At 65.0% G+C, this 24,752-nt stretch carries 23 protein-coding genes and 1 pseudogene; 18 read left to right on the forward strand and 6 right to left on the reverse strand.

Features of this window, described 5'->3' with window-relative positions; all coding sequences use genetic code 11:
• Window positions 1-51: 51 nt before the first annotated feature.
• From AKJ09_RS54735 to AKJ09_RS09015, 3 genes are all read left to right on the forward strand, one after another.
• Window positions 52-762 carry a hypothetical protein gene (locus tag AKJ09_RS54735; protein WP_146646782.1) on the forward strand — a complete coding sequence of 237 codons (711 nt, stop codon included), beginning with the start codon at window positions 52-54 and terminating at the stop codon, window positions 760-762.
• Window positions 759-1,709, forward strand: a complete 951-nt coding sequence (locus tag AKJ09_RS09010; RefSeq protein WP_146646783.1) for an IgGFc-binding protein — start codon at window positions 759-761, stop codon at window positions 1,707-1,709. The genes AKJ09_RS54735 and AKJ09_RS09010 overlap by 4 nt, the downstream gene beginning before the upstream one ends.
• Before the next feature lie 98 nt (window positions 1,710-1,807).
• Window positions 1,808-2,764 carry a hypothetical protein gene (locus AKJ09_RS09015; RefSeq protein WP_146646784.1) on the forward strand — a complete coding sequence of 319 codons (957 nt, stop codon included), beginning with the start codon at window positions 1,808-1,810 and terminating at the stop codon, window positions 2,762-2,764.
• A gap of 6 nt (window positions 2,765-2,770) precedes the next feature.
• Here the strand turns inward: AKJ09_RS09015 and AKJ09_RS09020 are convergent, their stop codons facing one another.
• On the reverse strand, window positions 2,771-3,055 hold the full coding sequence (locus AKJ09_RS09020; RefSeq protein ID WP_146646785.1) for a hypothetical protein: 285 nt from the start codon (window positions 3,053-3,055) through the stop codon (window positions 2,771-2,773).
• A gap of 339 nt (window positions 3,056-3,394) precedes the next feature.
• Between AKJ09_RS09020 and AKJ09_RS54740 the strand changes: the two genes are divergently transcribed.
• The gene (locus AKJ09_RS54740; protein ID WP_240488425.1) at window positions 3,395-4,111 is read left to right on the forward strand and encodes a hypothetical protein; all 717 of its coding nucleotides are present in this window, start codon (window positions 3,395-3,397) and stop codon (window positions 4,109-4,111) included.
• A 71-nt stretch (window positions 4,112-4,182) separates the two neighbouring features.
• Here AKJ09_RS54740 and AKJ09_RS56030 read toward each other — a convergent pair.
• The 4 genes and pseudogenes from AKJ09_RS56030 to AKJ09_RS09040 form a co-directional block, all read right to left on the reverse strand.
• Window positions 4,183-4,662: pseudogene (locus AKJ09_RS56030) on the reverse strand (L,D-transpeptidase family protein); the annotation flags it as partial.
• 101 nt (window positions 4,663-4,763) lie between these two features.
• Window positions 4,764-6,233, reverse strand: coding sequence for a C25 family cysteine peptidase (locus tag AKJ09_RS09030; RefSeq protein ID WP_146646787.1), 1,470 nt, complete (start codon window positions 6,231-6,233; stop codon window positions 4,764-4,766).
• Between the two features lie 251 nt (window positions 6,234-6,484).
• The gene (locus AKJ09_RS09035) at window positions 6,485-6,868 is read right to left on the reverse strand and encodes a hypothetical protein (RefSeq protein WP_146646788.1); all 384 of its coding nucleotides are present in this window, start codon (window positions 6,866-6,868) and stop codon (window positions 6,485-6,487) included.
• Window positions 6,869-7,016: 148 nt separating this feature from the next.
• Entirely contained in the window at window positions 7,017-8,270 is a 1,254-nt protein-coding gene (locus tag AKJ09_RS09040; protein ID WP_146646789.1) for a helix-turn-helix transcriptional regulator, read from the reverse strand.
• Between the two features lie 299 nt (window positions 8,271-8,569).
• Here AKJ09_RS09040 and AKJ09_RS09045 point away from each other — a divergent pair, with 299 nt between their 5' ends.
• The 13 genes from AKJ09_RS09045 (at window position 8,570) to AKJ09_RS09105 (ending at window position 22,196) form a co-directional block, all read left to right on the forward strand.
• The gene (locus AKJ09_RS09045) at window positions 8,570-9,583 is read left to right on the forward strand and encodes a hypothetical protein (protein WP_205633649.1); all 1,014 of its coding nucleotides are present in this window, start codon (window positions 8,570-8,572) and stop codon (window positions 9,581-9,583) included.
• 98 nt (window positions 9,584-9,681) lie between these two features.
• Entirely contained in the window at window positions 9,682-10,254 is a 573-nt protein-coding gene (locus AKJ09_RS09050) for an RNA polymerase sigma factor (RefSeq protein ID WP_169927400.1), read from the forward strand.
• A gap of 1 nt (window position 10,255) precedes the next feature.
• On the forward strand, window positions 10,256-11,047 hold the full coding sequence (locus tag AKJ09_RS09055) for an outer membrane protein assembly factor BamD (RefSeq protein ID WP_146646792.1): 792 nt from the start codon (window positions 10,256-10,258) through the stop codon (window positions 11,045-11,047).
• A gap of 29 nt (window positions 11,048-11,076) precedes the next feature.
• Window positions 11,077-12,297, forward strand: coding sequence for a hypothetical protein (locus AKJ09_RS09060; RefSeq protein WP_146646793.1), 1,221 nt, complete (start codon window positions 11,077-11,079; stop codon window positions 12,295-12,297).
• On the forward strand, window positions 12,294-13,427 hold the full coding sequence (locus AKJ09_RS09065) for a WD40/YVTN/BNR-like repeat-containing protein (protein WP_146646794.1): 1,134 nt from the start codon (window positions 12,294-12,296) through the stop codon (window positions 13,425-13,427). Before AKJ09_RS09060 ends, AKJ09_RS09065 begins: the two co-directional genes overlap by 4 nt.
• Window positions 13,424-14,647, forward strand: coding sequence for a beta propeller repeat protein (locus AKJ09_RS09070; protein ID WP_146646795.1), 1,224 nt, complete (start codon window positions 13,424-13,426; stop codon window positions 14,645-14,647). The genes AKJ09_RS09065 and AKJ09_RS09070 overlap by 4 nt, the downstream gene beginning before the upstream one ends.
• Window positions 14,622-15,977 (forward strand): RCC1 domain-containing protein, encoded by a 1,356-nt coding sequence (locus AKJ09_RS09075; RefSeq protein ID WP_146646796.1) that lies wholly within the window; start codon window positions 14,622-14,624, stop codon window positions 15,975-15,977. The genes AKJ09_RS09070 and AKJ09_RS09075 overlap by 26 nt, the downstream gene beginning before the upstream one ends.
• A complete protein-coding gene (locus AKJ09_RS09080) occupies window positions 15,974-17,743 on the forward strand; it encodes an IgGFc-binding protein (protein WP_146646797.1) in 1,770 nt (589 codons plus the stop codon). Before AKJ09_RS09075 ends, AKJ09_RS09080 begins: the two co-directional genes overlap by 4 nt.
• A 229-nt stretch (window positions 17,744-17,972) precedes the next feature.
• Entirely contained in the window at window positions 17,973-18,554 is a 582-nt protein-coding gene (locus AKJ09_RS09085; RefSeq protein ID WP_146646798.1) for a hypothetical protein, read from the forward strand.
• Window positions 18,555-18,643: 89 nt separating this feature from the next.
• On the forward strand, window positions 18,644-19,204 hold the full coding sequence (locus AKJ09_RS09090) for a GNAT family N-acetyltransferase (RefSeq protein WP_146646799.1): 561 nt from the start codon (window positions 18,644-18,646) through the stop codon (window positions 19,202-19,204).
• 44 nt (window positions 19,205-19,248) lie between these two features.
• Window positions 19,249-19,644: a GFA family protein gene (locus tag AKJ09_RS09095; protein ID WP_146646800.1), complete on the forward strand. Its 396-nt coding sequence runs from the start codon at window positions 19,249-19,251 to the stop codon at window positions 19,642-19,644.
• A 43-nt stretch (window positions 19,645-19,687) separates the two neighbouring features.
• The gene (locus tag AKJ09_RS09100) at window positions 19,688-20,257 is read left to right on the forward strand and encodes a TMEM175 family protein (RefSeq protein WP_146646801.1); all 570 of its coding nucleotides are present in this window, start codon (window positions 19,688-19,690) and stop codon (window positions 20,255-20,257) included.
• Window positions 20,258-21,017: 760 nt separating this feature from the next.
• Entirely contained in the window at window positions 21,018-22,196 is a 1,179-nt protein-coding gene (locus tag AKJ09_RS09105; RefSeq protein WP_146646802.1) for a PD40 domain-containing protein, read from the forward strand.
• A gap of 62 nt (window positions 22,197-22,258) precedes the next feature.
• Here the strand turns inward: AKJ09_RS09105 and AKJ09_RS09110 are convergent, their stop codons facing one another.
• Window positions 22,259-22,927, reverse strand: a complete 669-nt coding sequence (locus tag AKJ09_RS09110; protein WP_205633650.1) for a diheme cytochrome c-553 — start codon at window positions 22,925-22,927, stop codon at window positions 22,259-22,261.
• Between the two features lie 359 nt (window positions 22,928-23,286).
• On the opposite strand from AKJ09_RS09110, the gene AKJ09_RS09115 reads away from it, so the two are divergent.
• Window positions 23,287-24,645 carry a carboxypeptidase regulatory-like domain-containing protein gene (locus AKJ09_RS09115; RefSeq protein WP_146646803.1) on the forward strand — a complete coding sequence of 453 codons (1,359 nt, stop codon included), beginning with the start codon at window positions 23,287-23,289 and terminating at the stop codon, window positions 24,643-24,645.
• Window positions 24,646-24,752 lie beyond the last annotated feature (107 nt).

The raw sequence follows: 24,752 nt of genomic DNA on the forward strand, positions 1-24,752 counted from the left end.
GCGCGTGTGCCCATTCTGTCCGCGAACAAGCCCAGAGTTCCGTAAATCCCCATGCGCCAACTCCGTCAATATCTAACCATCGCCTTTCGCTCCCTCGCGTCGCTCGCGCTATTTTCGATTGCGTCTTCGCTTTCGGTCGCGGCTTGCGGTTCATCGGATCGCGACGGCTTCGGACAAGGAAACGACCCTGGCTTCGACGGCGACGGCGGTGTGGAGAAGGAGCTCGATCGCGATCCAATCACGTGCGCCGAAGCAACGAAGGCGCGGACCTACGTGGGGTGCGATTACTGGGCCACAGTGACGGGCAATATCGTCCCCGACATCTTCGACTTCGCGGTGGTTGTCTCGAACGGCGGGCAGACCGAAGCGAACGTGAAGGTCACCGGCCCGAACGACGTCGCGGTCGAGGTGAAGGTCGCCCCTGGCAAGCTCGAGAAGGTTTTTTTGCCCTGGGTGCCCGCGTTGAAGGGACAGGGAGTCATCATCGCCAACCAGGCGCCGCCGCCGCTCACGTCATCGGTCATGGCGCGCAAGAGCGCGTACCACGTCGAGAGCTCCGTCCCGGTCGTCGTCTACCAGTTCAGTCCTCTCGAATATGCGGGCAAGGGAGGCCCCTCGGGCAAGAACTGGTCGTCATGTCCGGAGCTCGGTGGGCCCGCGACGGGCTGTTTCAGCTACTCGAACGACGCTTCGCTGCTCATCCGAGCACGGCATGGACTGGCAACTACCGCGTGCTCGGCATCAACGGATGGAGCAGCGTGAGCGCGCAAGGAACATCGCAGCCCGTGCTCGGCACGTTCGCTGCAATCACGGCATCGCAAGACGGGACGAAGGTGAGGGTCGCGCTCGGCGCGAAGGCGCGTGTCCTCGCCGGCTCCGGCATCGCCGCCCGTGGACCTGGTGAGGTGCTCGAGCTCGCTCTCGACGCAGGAGACGTCGCGCAGATCGTGACGGAGAAGGGCGACCAGTTCGACCTCTCCGGTTCGCTCGTGCAATCGGACAAGCCGATTCAGGTCATCTCCGGCGTCCAATGCATCAACGTTCCGGCCGACAAGAGCGCATGTGACCACGTCGAGGAGCCGGTCCAACCCGCGGAGTCGCTCGGCAAGCAGTACGTAGTGACCACGCCGACACGTCCGAGCGGCACACCAGGCCTCCATGTCGTCCGTTTCGTCGGCAACCGCGACGACACCACGCTCACCTATGCGCCGTCGAAGCCCGCGGGCTGTCCCGACAGGCTCTCCGCCGGTGAGGTCGCGCAGTGCGATGGTCCGGTGTCGACGGACTTCGTCGTCACTGGCACCGAGGAGTTCGGCATCGCGACGTTCATGGTCGGCTCGACGATGTACGAGGCCTCGAACCGAAAGGCGCAGGGCGACCCCTCACAGACGGTCTTCGCGTCGACGGAGCAGTTCCGGACGAGCTATCTCTTCCTCACCCCCGACGACTACGACGTCAGCTACGCGGTCATCGTCGGGCCGCAGAACGCGGCGCCGGTCCTCGACGGCGTGGCCGTCACGAACTTCGAGCCGCTCGCCGAAGGGTTCGGTGTCTGGCGCGCGACGCTCGCGCTTGGCAAGAATGGAGCACACACATTGAGCTCGTCAGTTCCCGTCGGTCTTCAAGCGATGGGCTACGGCGCGTTCACGAGCTACCAATTCCCCGGCGGCCTCAACGTAAAGCGGATCGCGCCACCGCCGACGAAGTGAGCGCCAAGCCCTTCGAGCGCGACCGGAGCGGCGCCATCCGCAAGGTCATCCGCCAAAGACCGTGCCCTGCGTGACAGACACCGCTAGGGTCCCGCGCAATGGTTCGGTCGCCCATGCGCTGGACGTTGGTGCTCGCGCTCGCGGCGCACGCCGGCGTCTACGCGTGGATGCTTCGCATTCCACCGACGTCGAAGGCCAGTGCCGTCTCGGCCGCGACGACGACCGAGATCGACGTGTCGACCGAGCCGCAGACCGCGCCGCCGATCGAACGCTCGACCGACGAGCCCTTACCACCGGAGCATGCTCGCGAGCGCGTGGCCGCGGAGCAGCCGCACGGCGCCGTTCGAGGACCGGCAACCGCCGCGCCCCCTTCGACGACATCGAAGGGTGGCGCTCCCGGCGAGGGCGGTGACGTCCTTACCGCGCCCGAGTCAAAGGCGCCCGATGGGCAAGGATGGACGTTCTCGCCCATCCAACCTGGGGCTCCGGCTGGCGGTGGAGGAGCGGGCGTCTCCCCCGATGCGTTCGCGCAGGCAACGCGCGCCGGCGTCGACGCGGTCGTCGCTCGAGCGGAGCAAGAAGAGGCGGCTCGGGCGCGAAAACGCGCGATCCCGCTCTTCACGAAACACGACATCGAGCTGGGCTTTGCGCCGGGCGCCCACCTCGCCACGCTCACGAGCGATCGGGTTCGGCGCAGCAACACGCCGGACGTTGGACATGCCGTCCTCGAGTTCCGGACGGACAGCTCGGGCATCGTCACGGCGGTCCGCGTGCTTGAAGCAACCGCTGGGCACTCCGATTGGAGCGACGTCGCAACGGAGCTCGTCGCCGACGCCAAGTCACGCCCGCTCCGTGTTCCTTCCGAAGCGCGTGGCCTCGTCGTGATCGTCGATGTGACGTCGACCATGAAGACGACCAGCGGCGCGTCGACGGGCGCCAGCACGATTTCGAAGATCGCACGCGCCGTCAACAATCCGCTCGACTCGATCGTCGACTCACGCACACCTCCCCGCCGCGTCGTCGCTGCGCGCGTCGTCGCCGTCGATCTTCTGTAAACCGACTCAGCGCTTCTCGAGGACTCGCTTGAGGGTGTCGAGGTCGCGCTGAACGGCGGTCGCGTCGCGCGCGTAGTGCTCGTCCGACATGCCCGGCAATCGATAGAGCGTGAATACGACCTCGCTCCCATTGCCATTCACGAGCACGCGGATGGGAATGTAGACGATGGATCCATTGGGCTCGGTCACCCAGTGGCATCCCGAGATCGAGACGACGGTGCCAAACGCAATCCAGCGGACGACATCTCGCCGGAGAAGGGGCGTCGACTCGGGGGGTTCACGTTTCGACATGAGGACACCCTGCAAGGACACCGAGCCCGCGTCTTGAACGAATCGGACATCCGCGGGGTTAGGCCGGATGCTGGCTTCAGCCATGCGAGGCGAGCGGAGGGCTCGTCGAAGGGACCGTCTGCCGAGACCCCGTCGAGCGAACCTACGCGCGTATACTGAGACGCGTCCGCATCTTGCGCGTCGAGCGTCAAATGCTTGCAAGGTGTGGCCTGTTCGGGATTAGCTCATCCGAGCCGAGCGTAGATGCGGGGAGCTCGCCGGTTCGAAAACGATTTGTCGAATCGTCGGGAACTTTCGTCAGGAGATCCGATGACGCCTTCCTTTCACCGTCGATTGCACATGAAGACGTTCGCCCTTCTTGCCGTCGCTGCATGCCGGAAAGACGGCGGCGCTGAAGTTGCCCCCGAAACCAAAGCTGCGACCGTGGCAAGCGGTGTGTCGAGTGCAAGCTCCACGTTGGCGGCCCCACCCCCCACCGCCGCAAAGGCTGGAAATCCGGCGTTGCTCGCGGCGGGCCCCGCCCCCGCGCTCGGGTGCCTCGCGTGGTCCGAATCGCGAAAGGCAGTTGCGTGTCTGAGCGGAGCGACCAGCTCGGTCGGCGCCTCCGAGGAGCGCACGATGACATATCTCGGGATTACGGAACCGGCACGCAAGGTTGCGTCCCCGATCGGCGCGGCCGACGCAAAGGCCGTCAACGCAACACTGGCCCAATATGGCTTCGCCACGCTCGATGGGCCGAAGACTCCACTGAAGGCGGGCACGCCCGCTCACTTCGGCACGACGACGATCGATTGGAGTCGCAAGCTGACGAACAAGGGCGGCGACAACCAAGCTCCGACCTACGAGACGAAGGTCACCGCGAGCTGCGCCGAGGGCCGCACAGCATCGATCTGGCGAGAGGCCATCGAGGGCGAGACGTCGACGATCACCGTGCGTCCCTTCGGTACACTTCTCGTCGTAGAATGGCGGGCCGACATCGCGCGTGAAGGCGAAGTGGGACAGGAGCATCGCGCAGCGCTCGTCGACGGCCAGACCTGCAAGGTCACGAAGAACTGACGCGCCATCGAAGCGCGCGCTCGGATCATCGCAGCTCGACTTGCCGAATGCCGTGCGCTCTCGTCCAGGTAGCCAGCCACGCGGTTCACCTCCGCATCGGTCGCGATACCGACGCAACCGTCGGAGAGATCCATGGCGTTCACGAATGGACCAAGCCAACGCACGGACCTTCCCGGCCCATGAATGCCGACGGCGCTGCCCGTGTAGCCGGCTCTTGCTTGTTCCGACGTTGGATATCCAATTGGAACGAAGATTCCGAACGTCGCCGAGGCTCTGGGCTCCGAAAGGGTGTATCGCCCGAGCGGAGTCTTCTCGTCCCCTTCGCGCGTCTTGCCCGTTCCGTTCTTCCCGAGTCGAACACCGAACGTCTCGTCGGCTTTACCATCCTTGCAGAGAGCAAGCGCGTGACGGCGCGTGTCGACGACCACGAGCCTCTCTCGAGGCGGGCAATCGACGGTCCGATGTCTGCGCAGGGCGACGGCGGTGACGGCAGCGACGAGCGCTCCGGCCACGACCGCGAAGCGAAGCGACGATCTCACGTACCGGCGCACGCCGTCATCCGAGCAGAAACCGGGCGCGGCGTCGAGTCGGCACGGCCGGGCAACGCACGTGCCTGGCCAAGCAAGGCCCGTGCGTTGCCTGCGCGCTTGAATCAGAACAGACGGAGCGACGGATCTCCCATCATCTCCATGATCCCGAGGTAGATCCTCGGGTTCGAGAAGACGTCTTTGTCTCTCTGGTGGGCTGACCAGTAGCTCCGCGCGCCGCTGGCCCACAAGTCGCCGAGGACTCGGTAGCCGCTACCGTATGCGTTCAGCATGGCGGTCTCGAGATCGACGGCCCAATTGTTGGGCAACACGACCGTCTCTCCGAAGTAAGCAATTGCTCCGCCGAGACTCTCGGAACCGAAGAGCCACGCGCCCCCCATGGAGAGATCCCCGCCCGCATCGTAGACGCCGGGAGCGATCCCGGTGGGTGGCTCATGCATGATGTTCTCCGCGAACTTTCCGGTCTCGCAGGCCGCGGCGAAGACCACCGGCAGGTTGGTGTTCCGCAGCGTGCGTACGTGCCCCGCGTCGTAGAGGGCATTGTTCGTGAAGATGTCATAGAGCCCCCAGCCGGTCGAATACCCGTGACCGACATAGGCGATCCACGGCATCGTGTAAGTGAGGCCGTCGAGCAACGAGAAGTCCGCGGTGGCCCAACCCGGGTCGAGGCCCGGGCCGAACGTGTTGCCCTCGTAGTGCCCCACACTGGCATTCGCGAGGAACGTGCGGCTCTCGAGCTGACCTAGGAGGGACGTCGCGCCGGGGTAGTTCTTGTCGGCGACGAATGCAGCCCGCGTGAGGGGTGACGTCACCGTCTGTCCGGTTTCGTACCGGATGATCTTGTCGACGTACCGACCGAAGCCCTGCGTGTCGTGGGCAGGGACGCGTCCGACGGCGATGTCAGGATATCCGTCGACATCATCGGGATTCAGCACATACGGCCCACTATTGAACTCCCAAAACTCCTCGTTGAACAGCCCGTTGCCGTTGGTGTCCCAGTCGTCGAACGTGCCCGCGCGACTCCCAACGTGATGATAAAGGTTTGCGTAGTAGAGGTCAGAGGGGTTGAAGCTCTCGTTCTGTCCGGCGGCGAGGACGCGACGTCGTCGAACGGGCACGACGCTCGCGTCTCCCGCCAACAAGACGTACCAGGTGCCCTTCTGCTCGTGCAATCGAGCGATGACCTTCTTGAGACGCTCGGCATCGTCACGTCCGTCGTACTTCCGAATGTCGTCCATCGAGAGAACCCAGGCAGGCATGCCCGTCGCATTCTTGTGTTGCCTGAGCCGTTCCATGTCGGTCGAGAATTGTGATGGACCGACAATGAGAAGGCGGGTGCCGTCGGGAACGCAGCTCGCGGGGTCACGCATCCAACACGGAATTTGAATGACCGGACCGCTCGTCGTGAGTGATGGAATCGTCGAGGCGGTGGTCGTCCCGAGCGAGAGGGCCTCCTGCGAAACGCCGAGCTGTTCTGCCGGCGATTCGCCCTCGCTCGTCGAGGATTCGGCGGCGCCGGCGCAACCAACAAGAGCCATGACGGCCATGCAAGACAGGAAACAATACGTCCTCATCGTGAACCTCCATAATGCGACTTACTGCGAGGACGCAACCCTACTGGTCAATGACCCATCTCGCATGTCACCCACTTGGGGCTCATTTCATTTTTTTTCAAATCCAATCGAGACCATCTGCGCATCACGATCGCAACAATCTTCAGACATTCATATCTCCCAATACAAAATCAAATACCGAGCATTCGCCCGACTGACGGTCAAGCCACTATCGACACTTCCCTCGATATCGATCTGGCCTCCCGCGGAGGTTAGGGCGACGAGAACGTGCCGTGGGCCCGCTCGCAGGCGGACTTGAGCGAGGCGACATCGCTCGCGTAGGACCCGTAGTAGTACTGCGTACCGCTCACGCCCTCGAGGGCAGTCTTCGCCAGCGCGCAGCGCACGGCGCCCTCCTTCGGACAGCCCACGCCTTCGACGCCGGCCATCTCCGCGCAGTTGAGGGCGCTACGAATCGCGTCTTTCTTCGACGCCGGGCCGCTGTATTCGAGGCAAATCTCGCCGACTTTGTTGCACGAGACGGTCGTGAGGTCGCCTCCGCTGCTGCCGCCACCGTCGTTGCTGTCGTTGGTGCTGTTGCTGCCTCCACTGTCGTTGCTGCTGCAGCCGGTGGCGAGCAGCAAGCAGCCCGCCATCGTCAGTCTCCCGAAGTGTGTCGCCCAACGTGCATCGAACTTCATGCCGCGATGGTGAAGGGGAATGTGGCGGGGAGGCAAAGCCCGCGAGCGCGTCTGAGTAGTTCTTACCCTGGCAAATACCCCCTCGCCCGACGAGCAGGGTTCCTCAGTCGCGACGCGCCGTCTCCAGCGCGCTTCGCACGAGCGCGCCTCGGCCCTCGAGCCCGAGCGCGCGATAGGTGGCTGCGAGCAGGTTCGAGACGGTCCTCACGGAGGTGCCGCGGTGTCGTGCGATCTCCCCATCGGACAGGCCGTGCGCTGCCGCCGTCGCGACGTCGAGTTGAGCTTTGGTGAGCCGGCCCTGCCATGCCGCGGGAAGGGCGGGATCTTCGAACCGAAGGACATCGATTCGATCGCGCCCGACGTCGATCGCGAACCGTCTCATGAATCGAGGCTCCGAGAGCCGAACGAGCTCCGCGCGGTTCCGCAAACCGATTCGCCTGGCTGCATTGGACAGCACACGCTCGACGGTCGACGGCGAAAGGCCCAGCGCGAACGCGATCTCGCTCCCCTTCGCGCGAAGCAGGTGCATCTGGAGAACGCGAATTTCCCAGCTCGAGAAACCTTGAATTTCGCCGACGGTCGCGCCATTTTCGTAGGCGGCGATGTAGCGTCGACCATCGCTGTCCCAGCGGTCGACGAGTGACCAGCGGCCACTCACGAGCCCTCTCCATAGATCGAGGACGTGCTCCGGCTCATCGCGCGTCGTTTTGGTTCGTGCGCGCTCGATTCGCCGGGTGGCTTCGATCAATGCTTCGCGCGCGCCGCGAGGTTTGGCGTTCCCTCGCGCGTCGACGAGCTTGCCGTCGTGGATGAGTGCCTCTGGTTCCCCACCCCGTTCGAGTCGTCGGCGGAGGCGCCACGCGATCCCGAGATGCAAGCCGAGCTTCCGCCAAGCCGAACGCGAGCGACCGTGGACGCGCACGACGTCGGGCATCGGGCTGATGATCTGGAGCCCCGTACCTTCTCCGTCTTGGACCGAGAGCCCGACGCTGTCGACGAACGGCAGCGCACGCTCACGAACGGGCGCCAACACCGACGCCCCGAAGAGCTGGGAGACCGATCCGAACTCGACCATGTGTGCCCGGAAGTGCTGCGCGACGGGCGGAGGCGCGACATGACTGAGGCCGGGAGCGATGCGACGCACGTCGCTCGAGAGCCGATGAAAGACGGGCGGGGCAACGAATCCGAAGCCGTCATCCGTGAGGTCGAGCGCGAGCGCGTAGACGCCGAAACCTCCATCCAGATCGACGGCCATGGTGCGTAACAGGCGCTGGAGCCAAGCGCGCGTCGGCAAGGCGACGTCGTACGCGGCTTCGAGGACCGTGCTCGCATGTCGGAAGGGCGCGACGAACTTCACGCCCTCAACCATACGTTCTCCCAAACTCCGGGTCACCCGCCGACCGGCTTCGACGAGGACAACGCGGCGGACGAATTTGGGATATCGAACTTCGATACGAGCGACCTCTCTCGCGTGGCCGCGTCGGGGGCGGCGTTGCCGTCGCAGCATCGACATGCTCTTCTTGCGTTGGCGTGCGGCGGACGGGTCGAAAGGCGAGCGGGGCATGGCTTCAGGCCGCGCCGCGACCGCTCATAGCCGCGCTCTCCAGGCTACTCCCAACGGCACTCGTCACGGTGGCGGTTGGTGAGCCTCGTGCGATGGCCGAGGAACGCCCTGCGGTGGCTCTCCGAATCGAAGAGTCGTTTCATTCGGGCTGCCCGAAGCATCCCAGCACGCGCGAGCGCATCGAGGCTCATCTTGGCCGTGTCCGGGAAGCACGACCTGGCGAGCAGGCGATCGAGCTCCACTTCGACGTCGTGCGTCGTGGCGCCACGAGCGACGGCACGCTCACGCTTTCGCTCGCCGGTGTAAGCGTCGAACGCAAGGCGTCTTCGAAGTCCTGCGCCGACGTCGTCGCGGCCTTGAGCATGATGGCGGCGATCGCCATTGGCGAAGAGACAGAGCGGCTATCGAGCGAGCCCGAAAACGCGCCGGTCCCCGCAGACTCCGAGGCCACCAAGCCGTCGACCGAGCAAGGAGCCGAGACGGCCCTCGCAGGGCCGGTCGAATCGCCGGTGCCACTCGATTTCAATCCGCCTTCGCCAGCCGTCGTGACCGCAACGCGCGAGCAACGCCCGGGTCGACAAAACGCCCGTCAGGTAGCTCTTTCGTTCGGTACGAGCGTCGAAGTCGACGGCAACCGAGGCGCCCTCGTCATGCCGCAATGGTTCGGGCAAGTGACCTTTCCCCTGCCCCTCGATCCCACGCTGCGCATCGGCCTCGCTCGCACGATGGGCGCGGGCGCGGATTCGCCGCTTGGCGAGGCAACGCTTCGCTGGACCGTGCTGGCGATCGCAGGATGCGCAAACGTGATGCGTACGGAACGGCTTCAGCTCGGGCCCTGCTTGAACGGCGAGCTCGGCCGTCTCGAAGCGACGAGGGTCGACCCGCTTCCCGCGAACAAGCTCTTCTATTTCTGGCCCAGCCTTGGGGCCTCGGGAAGACTCGCGTGGAAGGTCACGCCCGCTCTCTCGCTCGACCTGACGATCGGCGTGCGAGCGCCGCTGATCGCGCGAGAGCTCTACTTCAATCCTGATCGGGAGGCGGTGGTGTACCGGACCCCCGCGATCGTGCCGTTCGTGGGGGCGGGGGTCGTCGTACGCGCTCTGTGATCGGCGACTTCGGGCTGCGGTCCCGCTGATTCTCGCGGCCGACGACGATTTCACTCCGGCTCGTCACCAGCGCCGACATTGCTAGGGTCGTGATCGCCGTGCCCGCCATCACTAGCTCGCCCGACGCCGGTACAGACGGCATCTCGTCGAGCGACCGTACTGGCGACCGACGCCTGCACGCGATCGTGGTCGAGCACCACGACTTCGTCTGGCGCTCGCTCAGACGACTCGGGGTCAGTCCCCCCGAAACGGATGACGCCGCTCAACAGGTCTTCATCGTTCTCGCGCGCAAGCTCGCGGACGTCGAAGTGGGCAAGGAGCGCTCGTTCCTCTTCGGACTCGTGATGCGCATCGCTGCCAACACACGACGCGCTCACGCCAAACGTCGCGAAGTACCCGAGGAAGAAGCACCTGCGCACGTCACCCTGCCGACCGCCGAGGCCTCGCTCGGTCGCGCGCAAGCGCGTGCGGTTCTCGACGCCATCCTGGCGAAGATGCCGGAGGAGCGGCGCGTCGTCTTCGTTCTGGCCGTTCTCGAGGAGCTGCCCCTCGCGGAAGTTGCCTCCACGCTGGGGATCCCGGTCACGACGGCGGAGTGGCGCTTGAGGCGGGCTCGTGAAGAGCTGGATGCCGCGATCGTGCGGCTGCACGCGCGAAAGCAAGGAGTCTGACGTGGAGCATCTCGACCCGGCGTCGCCCGCGCTCACCAGCGATCAGGCGCGACTCAAAGAAACGATTGTCGACTCCGCGCGAGACGACGTGCCGCCTCCGGGAGCACGCGACCAAGTGCTCTCGGCCCTGAAGCTCGTGTCGGCGGCAGGGTCGAGCCCGGCTGCGTCTGCGCGACGTGTCCCAATGGGACGAAGCGCGTCCATCCTCGGTCTCGTGGTCGCCGTCGGCGCTGCGAGCATCGGCGGCGGGGTCGCGATGTCCCGCGCGAAGAGCTCGGCGTCCTCGTCAGCGCCCGCGGAATCCCCTGCGCCGGTCGCGGCTCACGTCGAGTCGACGGCGACGGTCGATCCGGAGCCGACGGTGGCCGTGTCGGCGTTGCCGTCCTCACCGGACGAGGTTCGCGATACCGCTCCGACGGCGAACGAGCAGTTGGCCCGCCGAACCTCCAAACCCACAGCGCCGCAGGCGTCGCACGAATCCGACGAGTCGACGCTCGGGCGCGAGCTCGCGCGCGTCACCGCCGCTCGAAACGCACTCACCGGAGGCGACGCAGCGAGCGCCCTTCGATCGCTCGACGCCTACGACGCGGAGTTTCCGCGAGGAACGTTCTCCGTCGAAGTATCGGTGCTCCGAATCGAAGCGCTCGCGCGAACGGGACGGAGCGACGAGGCCAGGGAACTCGGCAACCGTTTCCTCGCGCGATATCCGCAGGGCGTGCTCGCACGTCGCGTCGCCACGACGTTGCGCACCGTCACTCCGCAGGCGTCGGCTCCGGCGCCCAGCGCTCCGTAAGAGCTCACCGCTTTCCAGGGAGAGTCACGTTGAAGTCTGTAGTCATCGGGCACATCCTTGCCCTCTCATCGGTGGGCCTCGTGGCCGCGTCGTGTGCCGAGGCCAATTCGCTCGGAGACGGACGCGATGCCGGTCCCTCCATCGTGGGATTCACGCCTCCCGACGGCGGTGATGGCGGCGATCCGTTCGACGCCGGCGAGACCACGCTGATGTGCGCATCGAACAAGTGCATGGGGACGTTCACCACGTGCCCAGGCTCGGCGTTTCTCTGCGACACCGATCTCGCGAACGATCTGAACAACTGCGGTCGCTGCGGATTCACGTGCTCGACGAACGACCCGTACAACGTGGTCAAGTTCACCTGCAGCGAGGGCAAGTGCGTTTCCGCGGGTTGCGGGCTCAATCCGCTCGGCCTCCAGCTCGCCGACTGCGACGGCTTTCTCGACAACGGCTGCGAAGTCACGCTCGGGGAATCGCCGGACAACTGCGGTGCGTGCGGCGACAAATGCGCGCAAGGCGAGAACTGTATTTTCGATTACTCGACGTACACGGGCCATTGCGGGTGCGCACCACCGCTCTTGGATTGCAGCAATGGAGCGCGCTGCACCGATCCGCGGAATGACGACGCCAACTGCGGAGCCTGCGGAAACGTTTGTCGCCCTCCCGCAGGCAAAACAGCCCCCCCGAAATCCCACTTTGGCTGTTCCAAATCCGAGTGCGGCCATCTCAAGTGTGACGAGGCCGCGCCCTTCTACCGATTCGCCGACTGCAACAAGGACCTCGAATCGGGACCGACCTCGGACGGCTGCGAGGTCGACATTCTCGCTCCGAACGACGACCACTGCGGTGCCTGCAACAACAAGTGCAAAGACGGGCAACACTGCTTCTTCGACCGCATGAGCGGCCCGATTTGTGAATGTCCAACGGGGCAACGGTTCTGCGAGGAGCGAGGGACCTGCATCGACACCTCGAGCGATCCCAAGAACTGCGGTGGATGCAATGTCGTGTGCCCGGGGCCGACGAACCCGGCAGTCCAACACGGCGGTCCGACCTGCCGTAGCGGCCAGTGCGGGATCGAATGTGAAGAGGGATTCGCAGACTGCAATGGCGACATCAACGATGGGTGTGAGGTCGAACTTCGCGTCGATCCCAAGAATTGCGGTGGATGCGGCGTGATTTGTGACGGGGTCGCGCTCCAACCCTGCGTGGGCGGCAAGTGCGCGGTCGAGCCGTGCGGAGGTCCCCGATGAACGACACTCGCCTCGGATCGTCGTCGATGAAAGCGTTCGCCCTCGTGCTCGCCAGCATCGGTACCGTCTTCGCATGCTCGACGGAGGAATCTCCCAGTACCTTCGAGCCGCCCGCGGACGCGGGGGACATGGCGGACGCCCGATCCGTCGACCAGGACGCGACGACGCCCAACTTCGAGCCCGACGCGGGAGATGACGGTGGTGAGTGGTTCACGACCGACTGTCTACCCACGACGATGTGCAAGGCCGGGGTGTCGCTCGACGCCTTTTCGGCGCTGAACGGCGTCACGGTCACCGAGACCGACGTATGGGCGGTGGGCTCGCTAGGGCTCATCGTCCATCATGATGGCGCGGCTTGGTCGACCGAAAAGCTGGCCTCGCCGGACACCATGATGCAGATCATCCAGCGGCCGGACGGCGGGCTCTGGGCGATCGGCGGTCCGCTCTACAACGGCCCCAATGCCGACGACGCCGGCGCGAGCGGCTTTGCCCGCGTGAGGATGCCTGTCGTGGGACTCATCACGGCCCTGTGGGCGAAAGACTCGAAGACGGCCTGGGCTGCGGGAGACCGTATCTACAAGATCGAAGTCGCCGATGACGGCTCGGCGTTGGCCTCGCCTTATTACTTCTCGGGCGACACGAATGGTCTCCGCGCCATTCACGGCACCCCGGACGGCGTTCTCTGGGCGGTCGGCCGCATCGGCAGCGCCCATCGCATTTGGACTCCCGATGTCGCGAATCCCCAGAGCGACATGCTCAACACCCAGACCTACGCGACCTTGAATGCAGTTTGGCCGATCGCGTCGAACGACGTTTGGGCGGTCGGCGACCAAGGAACCATTCGCCACTACACGGGACAAGGGCGGGTCTGGGACATCGTCGAGAGTCCGGTGACGACGTCGCTCCGCGCGATCTGGGCGGGCTCCGCCAACGACGTTTGGGCGGTCGGAGATGGCGGCGTCGTCGTCCACTACGATGGGACAAATTGGCGACGCATAGCGGTGTCGGGGCTTGGCACGCAACGGCCCGATCTCCGCGCCATCTGGGGCTCGAGCAGCGGACGCGTGTTCGCCGTCGGTGCCAACGTGATCCTCGGCCTTGGCACGAGCGTCGCGGGAGGTGCGAAGTGAGAGCTTTCGCAGGAGCCCTCGCCGCCGTCGCGAGTCTCTTCGTCTACGGCGCGTGCGCGGGAGGACAGAATGACGAGCAGGCAACCACTCCGGCGGGACCGGACGGAGGTACTGGCTTGCCCACCAGCGAGAATGCCGAGGCTGGTACCGATCGTGACGCCACGACGCCCCGCGACGCCGGCGACGATGCACCACCCCTCTATTGCAGCACCGCGGGTTGGTGCGAGACGCGATTCCCCGAAGACGCCGAATACTTCGTCGACGACCTGTGGCCCCTCGAAGGGACGGCCTTCGCCGCGCACAACGGCATCGCGCAGTACGACGGCACCAAGTGGATATCGCTCTACGACGAGACGATCTTCACTTCGATTTGGGCGCCGAATGCCAACGAAGTCTGGGCGGGCGACTACATGGGGGCCGTCACGCATGGCACACGCAGCGCCGGCACGTGGACCTGGTCGACGGAGACGGTCGCATCACCGACGGAGCCCGAGCAAGTGACGTCGATCTGGGGCTCCGGGCCCGACGACGTGTATGTCGCCACGGAGACGAAGCTCTATCACCGGACCGCGGGCAACGGCGGTGCTTCGACATGGAGCGTGGATTATCAGGACAACGTTCCTCCGAACATCTTCAACAACGACGGATTCAGAATTTGGCAGATCACGGGCAGCGGCGCCGACGACGTCTGGCTGCTCGCGTCACGCGGGTGGGGCAACTGCTCGACGTTGATTCACAAGTCGAAGGGTCAGTTCACGACACTCGCCGATTGCAGGACATCGTGCAGTTTCGACACCTGGACTTGTGACATCGTCCCGGTTCCGTCGATCCCCGTCATGCCCGACGCGTTCACCCACTCGGGTTTCCTTCTCCAACCGGGGACGCTGCTCAGCACGAACGCCGGCGAGCTCTTCGTCGCGAACCCTTCGATGCAACGAGTCCGACTCTTGCCCTCGGGCGAAACGGAGATCAACCGAACCCCCATTTCGGGAGCGGCGGGGATCTCCCTGTGGGGATTGTCGGAGACGGATCTCTACAGCGCCGGCTGGACCATGCTCACACATAGCTCGAACGCACTGACGGGTGCCGGGACGTTCGCCATCAGCACCCTCGTGCTGAACGGCGCTCCACTCGTCTACAACTTCAAAGTCCGCGGGACCAGTGCCTCGGATATCTGGGTATTCGGAGGACCGTATGCGCTGCACAAGACCGCTCGCTGACCGCCATCGGGCGCTCGGTGCGCTCCTTCTCGTCTCGATGCTCGGTGCGGCGGTGGCTGCGGCCGCCTGCTCGTCGTCGGAGAGCGATGCGCATAACGAGCTAGAATCAGACGCGGCGGTTTCGAACTCGAACGATGCCACGACGTCGAGCGACGTGACCGACGCCACGGCGGCAAACGACGCCTCCGACGCGGAGCTCTTCGATGGCGGCGCACCACTCGCCGTCACGTGCGCACAGCAGCCGTGCGCTCACGCACTCACGGGCGCCACGCGTTCGAGCGGGACGTTCTGCGTGCTTCTCGACCAAGGCAAAGTCGCCTGCTGGGGAAGGAACGGCTTCTACGACCTCGGACGCGGAGCGGATGCGGGCATGACGCAGAGCCCCGTCCCGCAGGAGGTCGTTGGCATCGAGAACGCGATCGCCATCGAGGAGACCTGCGCGATTCTCCAGGGGGGCGCCGTCAAGTGCTGGGGGCCCGGCAACTTCCTCCAGCCGGATCCTCCCTTCAATCCGATGTACCCCGAGCCGGTCACGCTGCCGATCCCGCCAGTTCGGTCGTTGAGCATCGACGCGTTCAGCAAGGTCGGATGCGCCGTCCTCCTCACCGGAGAGATGTCCTGCTGGGGATTCGTGGCGCCGTACCGGGTCGACGGCGGTGGAACGATCTACGACTCCGACGGCAAACAGCTCGAGCGTTTCCCGCTCCCGGGGGGCTTCGATCCCGTCGAGGTGAAGGTCGGAGAGGCCTCTTTCGTTCGCGACGCGAAGGGCGCCGTTTTGAGTTGGGGCTCGAGGGCATCGCTCGGCCGCATCTCGTCGCTCAAGGTCGATCCGGATGCGTTGCCCATCACCCTGACGGGCATCACGGCGATGGACGCCGCAGCGAACGCCGCGTGCGCCATCACCCAAGGCAAGGTCTACTGCTGGGGCAGCAGCTCCGACTACAACGCGACGAACAACGTGCCTCTGCACGCGCTTCCCGAGCTCGTGGCATTGCCCGCACCGGCCATTGCCGTCTCGGTGGGATCGATTCTCGGCGTCGCAGCTCACCCGTTCGCGTGCGCGGTCACCGCGAATCACGAGCTCTATTGCTGGGGAGACAATTCGCGTGGCCAGATCGGTGATGGGACGATTGGAAACATCGCCTACTTCCCCGTGAAGGTCGATCTGCCGGGCCGAGTCGTCTCCGTGAGTACTCTCATGTACGACGCCTGCGCGCTTCTCGAGAGCGGTCAGGTCTATTGCTGGGGAGACAACACTCAGGGCGAGCTCGGGCGCGGGACCTTGGGCAAGGGGAAACCGACTCCCGGCTTGGTCGTCTTCCCATGACGAGGATCACGCAGATTTCGGCGGCAGCCTTCGTGAGCTCGGCGCTCGTCGTCTCCGCGCTCGGCGCGTGCGCGCGTAGTCCGTCGGACGGCCTCCCCCCCGACCAAGGGTTCGACTTCACCAGCGACGCCGCACCCGAGGATGCAGGCTGTCCGCTGCGATGCTCGCTCGACCTCGGGTCAGTCGTGCGCTCGTGCGACGGCACGCTCGTCGAGCAATGTCCGCCCGAGCTCGCCTGCGGAACAACCGGCTGTGTGGCGCCGTGTGAAGCGATGGCGAACGCGCAGAGCTCGCTGGGCTGTGAGTTCTACGCGCAGCCGCCGCAGACCACGATCGGCGCCGGGAGCTGTTACGCGGCGTACGTCATCAACGCATGGCACGAGCCCATCACGCTCGATCTTGCGCTCGGCGATCGGACACTCGATCTGTCGAATTCGGTCTTCCGATTCAAAACAGGCTCGGCAGAGCTCGAGGCGGTCTCCGGGCCGATTCAGCCGAACGACGCCGTCGTGGTGTTCCTCTCCGACGCGCATCGCGTCTTGAATGCCGAGGGATACACGGCGTGCCCCGATGGGGCGAAACCTGCCATCGAAGAGTGGACGGCGCCCATGGCGACCGGAATGGGAAAGTCGTTCCGCATCACCACCAGCGGGCCCGCGGCTGTCTCGACGATCTATCCCTTCGGCGGCGCGAAGAGCTATTTTCCGACCGCCACGCTCCTCCTTCCGAGCGCATCATGGGGAACGCAGCACATCCTGGTCGAGCCGTGGCAACGCTCGCTCCGGATCGACGGCTCGCTGGCAGTTCCGGGCGTGCAGATCGTGGCAAGAGAAGACGCCACGGAAGTGACGATTCGGCCGGTGAAAGACATCCAGCCGAGTACGGGGATCGCGGGCGCGCCTGCAGGCCAGTCGACGGTCTACAAGCTCGGAAAAGGAGAATTCCTGCAACTCGCGCAGAGCGACGAGATCTCCGGAAGTCTCGTGACGTCGAACAAGCCAATCGCAACGTTCGGCGAACATGCGTGCATGGATATCCCGGTAGGGGTCGCCGCGTGCGACGTGGAGCAAAAGCAAATCCCCGCGTTCGATCAGTGGGGACAGGAGTACGCCGCTGTCCGGTATCGGGGTCGCACCAGCAAAACCGAGTCGATCCCGTATCGCATCGTTGCTGGCATCGACGGAACCAAGCTGTCCTACGACCCTGCGCCTCCCGCGGGGGCTCCCACGACCATGGCCGCCGGTGAGGTCACGACGTTCTGGACGGACTCTCCATTCGTCGTGCGGAGTCAGGACGTCGACCATCCCATCTACCTAGCGGCCTACATGACCGGCGGCGGCAATCCGGGACTGAACCGCAGCGGCGATCCGGAGGCGGTCAACGTCGTTCCGACAGGACAGTATATGAATGCGTATTCCTTCTACGCAGACCCCACGTACGAAGAGACGTCGCTCGTCGTCATTCGTGCAAAGAGCGAAGCCGGCGTTTTCGAGGACGTCACGCTCGAGTGTGCAGGCGGCCCGCTCACGGATTGGCAGCCGCTCGGGACGGCAGGAAAGTTCGAATACCGACTCGTCGACCTGATCCGCGCGGGTGGCGCCGGCGAGACGTTCCCAGGCGGGACGTGCACGAAGGGCCTCCACCGGATGAACAGCAAGGGCCCGTTCACGGCCACCATCTGGGGCTGGGGCGTGACCGCCAGCTACGCCTATCCAGGCGGCATGGCCCAGCGCACCCTCGTGAAAACGCGCCTCGTCGTCAATTGAGAGTCAGCACCGCGGTCGCGGTCGCGGTCGCGGCCGCGGATGCGGGTGCGGGTGCGGGTGTCGATGCGGAGGCCGGTGCCGATGCGGTTGTCTATCGTTCGCCGAACCGCCGCCGACGAGGTACTTCGCTCGCGCGAGGATACGGATTCTCAGCGCGGTTTCTTCCTCGCTCCGCCCAAATGCAGAGTAGCGGGAGGGAAGCCCTACGAATGGGCGTATCTTCGACGTGATGCCGTCGTCTCTGCGGAATCTCCGCTGCCAGCTCGGCGTCCTCGCCGTGGCTCTGGTGTTCGCCACGTGTGCGTGCCACTCGCGCAAGGGAGATGACGCTGCGCCGGTCGATGCGAAGGCCGAGGCTATCCAGCTCACGGCCTTCCTGCCCTCGCGGATCGGTGCGTTCACCGCCGACGGCGAGGCGTGGACGAACAGCGCGCCCGACGGACCGACGATCGAAGCCCATCGCTTTTACTCGAGCGCCGACGGGCGCAAGGCCACGATCGAGCTTGTAACGGGGGACATCAGCAAGGAGCTTGCGACCCTCGATTCCGAGGAAACACACGCCTTCGGCAGCGACACGCCGACCTACTGGCGGACGACGACGATCGCGGGACACCGCGCCCGGGTCGTCGAGGAGAAGCCTACCCCAAAGAAGAGCCAATGCCTCGTTCGGGTCGGCCCGAATCACGTTGCCAACGTCACGATCGCTCCGACGCCGAAACCCGGCGGGTGCGTGACCATTGCATCGCTGCTCGACTTCGGAGGGATCGTCGCGAGCGGCGGCGTGCCGGCATCGCCGAAGCGTCCCCGTTGAGCTTGTGGAGGAGCTGCCGAGCTCGTTCAGCTGGGCGGCCGCAGGTCGCGACCGGAGCGGTGGCGGTCGAGGCGGTGTAGAGTGGCCTCGTGGTCCTCACGCAGCGCAGCACTCCTGTCGTCGTTCCCGTTCTCGAGACCGCGCGCCTTCGTCTGCGCGGCCACCGGCAGGACGACTTCGCCGACCGCTGTGCCATGTGGGCAGATCCCGTCGTGACGCGGCACATCGGGGGGAATCCATTTCCACCGGAGAACGTGTGGTCGACGCTTCTGCGCTGCGTCGGTCACTGGGCCGTGCTCGGCTATGGCTATTGGGTCATCGAGGACCGCGAGACGGGCAAATTCGTCGGTGAAGCCGGATTCGCGGACTTCAAACGCGATATCACTCCTTCGTTCGATGGAATGCCGGAGATCGGCTGGGCGCTTTCGTCCTGGGCGCATGGCCGTGGTTTCGCGACCGAGGCCGTGCGAGCGATGCTCGCGTGGGCCGACGGGCATTTCGGCGACACGCCGTCCGTATGCATGATCGATCCGGAGAACGCGGCGTCGATTCGTGTGGCCCTCAAATGCGGTTATCGTGAAACCGATCGCACCACGTACAAGGGCGAGCCGACCATCCTGTTCCGTCGCGACGCCGCGAAGACCGGCTAGCACGTCGAAGACGGCGCGGCATATTCTCGGGTACAACGGAGATCATGAGCTCCCGACAAGCGCAATGTAGCTGCGGTCAGTTGAAGGTCACGTGCCAGGGTGATCCGGTCCGCGTCTCCGTTTGCCATTGCCTCGCATGCCAAAAGCGAACGGGGAGCCCGTTCGGACAGCAGGCCCGCTGGTCCGCGGAGAATGTGACGTTCGAAGGTACGTCGACGGCGTTCGTGCGCACCGGTGACTCGGGCGGCACGATCACCTATCGCTTCTGCCCTTCGTGCGGCTCGACCGTCTACTACGAGATCGACAAGATGCCGGGCCTCGTCGCCGTCCCCGTGGGCGCCTTCGCCGATCCGTCGTTCCCGGGCCCGATCATCTCGGTCTACGAGGCACGCAAGCACGCTTGGGTGGCGGTGCCAGAGACGATCGAGCACATGGACTGACTGCGGCCGATTTCGCGGCGACACGTGGTAAAATCACGGCGCGATGGGCAAGGGACGGATCGAAGCATTCAGTGACGGCGTTCTCGCCATCATCATCACGATCATGGTGCTGGAGCTGAAGGTTCCGCACGGCTCCGACCTCCAAGCGCTCTTTCCGCTCGCGCCCCTCGTTCTCAGCTACGTACTCAGCTTCGTTTACGTCGGCATCTACTGGAACAATCACCATCACCTCATGCACACGGTCAAGCACGTGACCGGCGGCATGATGTGGGCAAACTTGCATCTCCTGTTCTGGTTGTCGCTCTTTCCGGTCGTTACGGCGTGGGTTGGTGACAATCCAACGGCGTCCTGGCCCGCGGCGCTCTACGGCATCGTTCTCGTCGCCGCCGCGATGGCGTGGCTGATCCTCCAGCGCACGATCATTCGCACGGGGAGCACGCTGGCGCGAGCGATTGGCAAAGATCTCAAAGGGAAGCTCTCTCTCCTGGGCTACGTGCTCGGAATTGGCGCCTCGTTCGTTCGACCCTGGATCGCCGACCTTCTCTACGCGCTCGTTGCTGTCATGTGGGTCGTGCCGGATCGACGAATCGAAGCGCACATCGCATCGGAGTGACCGACGACTGGCCGGATGCTTCCGCCCAGGCATTCGTGCACTGCCAGGCGTCGTCGCACGACGGCAGAGCGGCGCAGCTCATGCCTGCCTTGACGACGTCGTCGCGGAGCCACGACCCGTCGGCGTCGTCCTCGCGACGCAGTCGGCATCGATGATGTGACTATGCTTCGCTCTCGTTGCTCCAAGCTTCGCGCGGCGTCGCGCGGCTCGCCTTCGTGATGATCGAAAGCGGAATCCTCGACGATCGAATTTAACACCTGAGCCGTTCGTCGAGCGGCGCGCCGAGTACGAGATTTTCGCCAACTCGCTGCGCCGCGTTTCGCATGACGAGAGAACCTTACAGTCATGCAGGCCAGGCGTCTGGCAGCTTCACGATTGCGTCGAATCGGCTACAGTCGAGACGACTCGATGAAGACGCAGCATCGCCGCGCATGCTGTTCTTCATGACTCTCTGATTCTCTGACTCTCTGACTCTCTCCGCCTCAACGCACACGTCGACCTGCCCGCCAGCGGCGGGATCAACTCGTAGGGAACGTTCCCGTTCTACCGAGTTCAGGTCGGTGCAGACGATTTCCAAGCAGCGCTCGCTCGGAGACCGCGTGAGCAGGCTCGTTCGCGCAACGTGGTCGCCACTTGCACGAAAGGTGATTTCTACAGCGTTTTCGGAATTCGGAATTCGCATCCACCTCGTTCGACCAGGCGGCTAGCAACCGGAAACGAAGAGCCGCCTGAGGCATCAACATCTGTCGAAGGATTCGCAATGCAGTACATGATTCGAATCTGCACCGTTCTCGCCCCCGTGGTGCTCGTCGCGAGCTGTGACGCGCCCGGCGAGTCCGCCGCGCCTGGAGAGACGTCGGCGCCTAGCGAGTCGGGCGCGTCTGCCGATTCCCACAAGCCCGGCAAGTCCGGCAATTCCGGCAAGCCCGGCAATTCCGGCGGGCCCGGCGATTCCGGCGCGCCCGGTGATGCCGGCGCGCCCAGCGATTCCGGCGTGCCCGGTGATGCCGGCGCGCCCAGCGATTCCGGCACGCCCGGCGATTCCGGGGCGCCCGACGATTCCGGCGCTCCGCCGATCGCCGCCCCTGGGGGCACCAAAGTCCCGGTCAATCTCTCTGGGAGCATCCAGAATCCATGCTGGTCGCCCGATGGCAAGCGACTCGTCTTCACTCGTTTTGCATCCGGCTACAACGAAGGTAATCCCGACGTCGGAATCGTCCCTGTCACGGGCGGGAATCCGACGATCGTGTCCAACGCGAATGGCGGAGTGAACTTGCCCGGAGCATGCTGGAATCGCGGTGCCGACGTGATCGCGTACTCCGGTGGTGACGACGAGCTCTACGTCATTCCAGCGGCCGGCGGAAAACCACGACAGGTTACGAGCCGGCGGGGCTTCATGTCATGGGAGCCCTCACTCTCGCCGGACGGCACGTGGATCGTCTTCGAGTCGCACGCGCGCAGCACCGGCGGTCGCGACGCCGGAACCATCTGGAAGATCCGCGTGGATGGGACCGGACTCACGCAGTTGACGTCTGCGCCCAAGGGCCCGGAAGGGGACCGTGAGCCGAATTGGTCGCCGGCAGGTGACAAGATCGTTTTTCAGTCCGATCGCACCGGTGTCGCGAACATTTGGACGATGAGTGTCGACGGCTCGGACCTGCGCAACGTCACGAACACGAGGGTGGAAGCAACGGACGCCTCCTGGTCGCCCGACGGACGCTACATCGTGTATTCGGGGGGCGACGGTCGACAGTCGAATGTTCTGATCATCGCCGCGACCGGCGGCCCATCGGTCTATGTTCGTCACTACAGTGGCTATGACGGGGCGCCTTCCTGGTCGCCTGATGGCAAGACCATCGCCTTCGAGACGTCCACCGGCAGTCCCGATGGCTCGGCGGGGACGACCCTCACCATCGCGCCGGTACCAACGCTACCGTGAGTCGTGAGTAGCGCACGCATCGGCGCAGGCACGCCTGCCCGATGCGTGCTCTTCGAGCACGGCTACAGTCGCGACGGAGCGGGTGCGGCGGCAGGCGGGGCCATCTTTGCGTACGACTCTGCGATTCCGGCGAGCGCCTGCGGCGGCACGTTGGGCACGGGCACGCTGTTCTTCACCGCCGGAATGCTGCGGAGGAAGGCGAACATCGCACGAAGGTCCGCCTCGGGCGTCGCCGAGAGGTTCATCCACGGCATCGGCGGGAGGATCGGTCGCCCGTCAGCCTTGCCCTGATGCTTGCCGGTGCGCATGGCGCGGATGAAGTCCTGCTCCGTCCACGAGCCCAGCCCGGTCTCGAGATCAGGGGTCAGATTGGCGGCGTAGACGGTCCCGAAGGGCAGCTTGTACGCGGTCATCGTAGCGCCCATCACGGCCTCACCGTTTGCAGACTGCCCGGTTGGCTCGGACGCTCCCTCGGGGTGTCCGGAGAGCGTGCGGTCGGTCCTCGGCATGGGCATTCCAATCTTGGGATCGAACGCCAGCGGCGTGTGGCAATCGTTGCAACCGCCAAGCTTCACGAGCTCGCCGCCTCGCTTGACCAGCTCGTCCTTCCTCGGTGCCTGGTCCACCGCGGACGATTGTTGCTGCGGCTTCGGCTTTTCTTGGGTGCAAGCCGCGACGAACGTGAGTGCGACGAGCGATGCGGCCAATCCTGACTTCATGAGCGAGCGCATGACGATGGTCCCTCTTCCTCTGCGCGAGCAGGCGCCGCGCAGGAGGGAAGATGACGTCTCGCCATCGCCAGCGTTCCTAAATGGTTCCTCCGTGATCCCTAAGAGCTTCCTAACCCGAGATCCGGCACGGATGCCGCGCCGCCGGGATGGTGCGGGGCAGATCGAGATCGGTGACGAAGCAAAAGCACTCGTCGCTGGATTCGTAGCTCGCTAGAGACGCTGCTGCTCGAGGGCTCGTGTGGTATCGAATTGAGGTTTGCGGACGGGGCAATTGATGCCTCGCGCCCTCAGGCCCTGTGGCCAACACTCCACACTCGGAGGAGGCTCGAATGCGCGCTTCTTGGGTATTGGGTTCTGCCGTGCTTGGGACGGCTCTTTGTCTGACCGTCGCATGCGGCTCCTCGAACGGCTCGTCCCTCGACAATGCCAACACGCCCTACGGGCAGGGTGCAGACGGCAGCAGTGGCTCGTTCACGAACAGCGGCGACGGCGGCACCTCCAGTGGGCCTTGCACCGGCCTCCAGTGCCAAGTGACGGCATGCGGGAGCGGCTCGACAACGCTCACCGGCACGGTGTTCGCGCCGAACAAGACCGATCCCCTTTACAACGCAATCCTCTACGTCCCGAACGACAAGCTCGATCCGTTTCCCGCAGGCGTAAACTGTGACAAGTGTGGCGCGCTCGCGTCAGGCAAGCCAATCACCTCGGCGCTGAGCGGTCCCGACGGCAAGTTTCGCCTCGAGAACGTCCCCACCGGTGACAACATCCCGCTCGTCATTCAAATCGGTCGCTGGCGTCGTCAGGTGACGATCCCGCGCGTCGACGCCTGCAAAGACACCGCGCTCGACGCCGAGCAGACACGTCTACCTCGCAACAAGAGCGAAGGGGACATCCCCCTCATCGCGATCGACACGAGCTTCTACGACCCGACCGAGTGCATCTTGCTCAAGATCGGCATCGACCAGAGCGAGTTCACGGCGCCGACGGGCGACGGTCGCGTGCATCTCTATCGCGGTGAAGGGGCCTCGCTGCAAGGAGCGAAGATTCCGCCCGCATCGGCGTTGTGGCAGCACGTGGAAAATTTGAATCGGTACGATCTCGTCGCGTTCCCCTGCCAGGTCGACGACTCGACCAAGCCCGACTCGGCGGGCCGCGCGAATGTGAAGTCGTACGCCGACAGCGGCGGTCGCGTGTTCGTGACCGATCTCGCACAAGAGGTCATCAACCAGGCTCCGTCGCCGTGGCCGCAAACGGCCGACTGGGGTCCGAGCGGCGGCTTCAACAACCCTGCATCGATCGATACGACCTTTCCGAAGGGCGCAGCCCTCGCGGATTGGCTGCAGGCCACGGGCGCGACGACGACGCGCGGTCAGCTCGAACTACAAGATACGTACGATCGCTTCAGCAAGGCGAATCCGCCGGCCCAGCGCTGGGTCTATTCGAGCACCGACACACAGACCTATTCGTTCAACACGCCGGTCGAAGCGAGCGCAGACAATCAGTGTGGTCGCGTCGTTTACTCAAGCTTCCACATCGCCGCCGAAGACACGTCGGGCGGCGGCGGATTGGGCTTCCCGGGCTCGACGGTCTTTCCGACCGTTTGCTCTTCGGGTCCTCTCACAGCGCAGGAGAAGATCCTCGAATTCTTGCTCTTCGACCTCGCATCCTGCATCCAGAAAGACGACACGGCGCCTGTCGCGCCGCCCCCCGTCCACTAAGGGGTCGTCGGCATCGCCCCCGCGGCGCCCGAGTCAGGCAAGCCCCGATGTAGACGCAGGGCGCCTCGTTCTCTCACGCCCCCCCCGCACGCGACCGCGGACGCGGT

This window comes from Labilithrix luteola (genome assembly GCF_001263205.1).
GTDB classification, from domain to species: Bacteria; Myxococcota_A; Polyangia; order Polyangiales; family Polyangiaceae; genus Labilithrix; species Labilithrix luteola.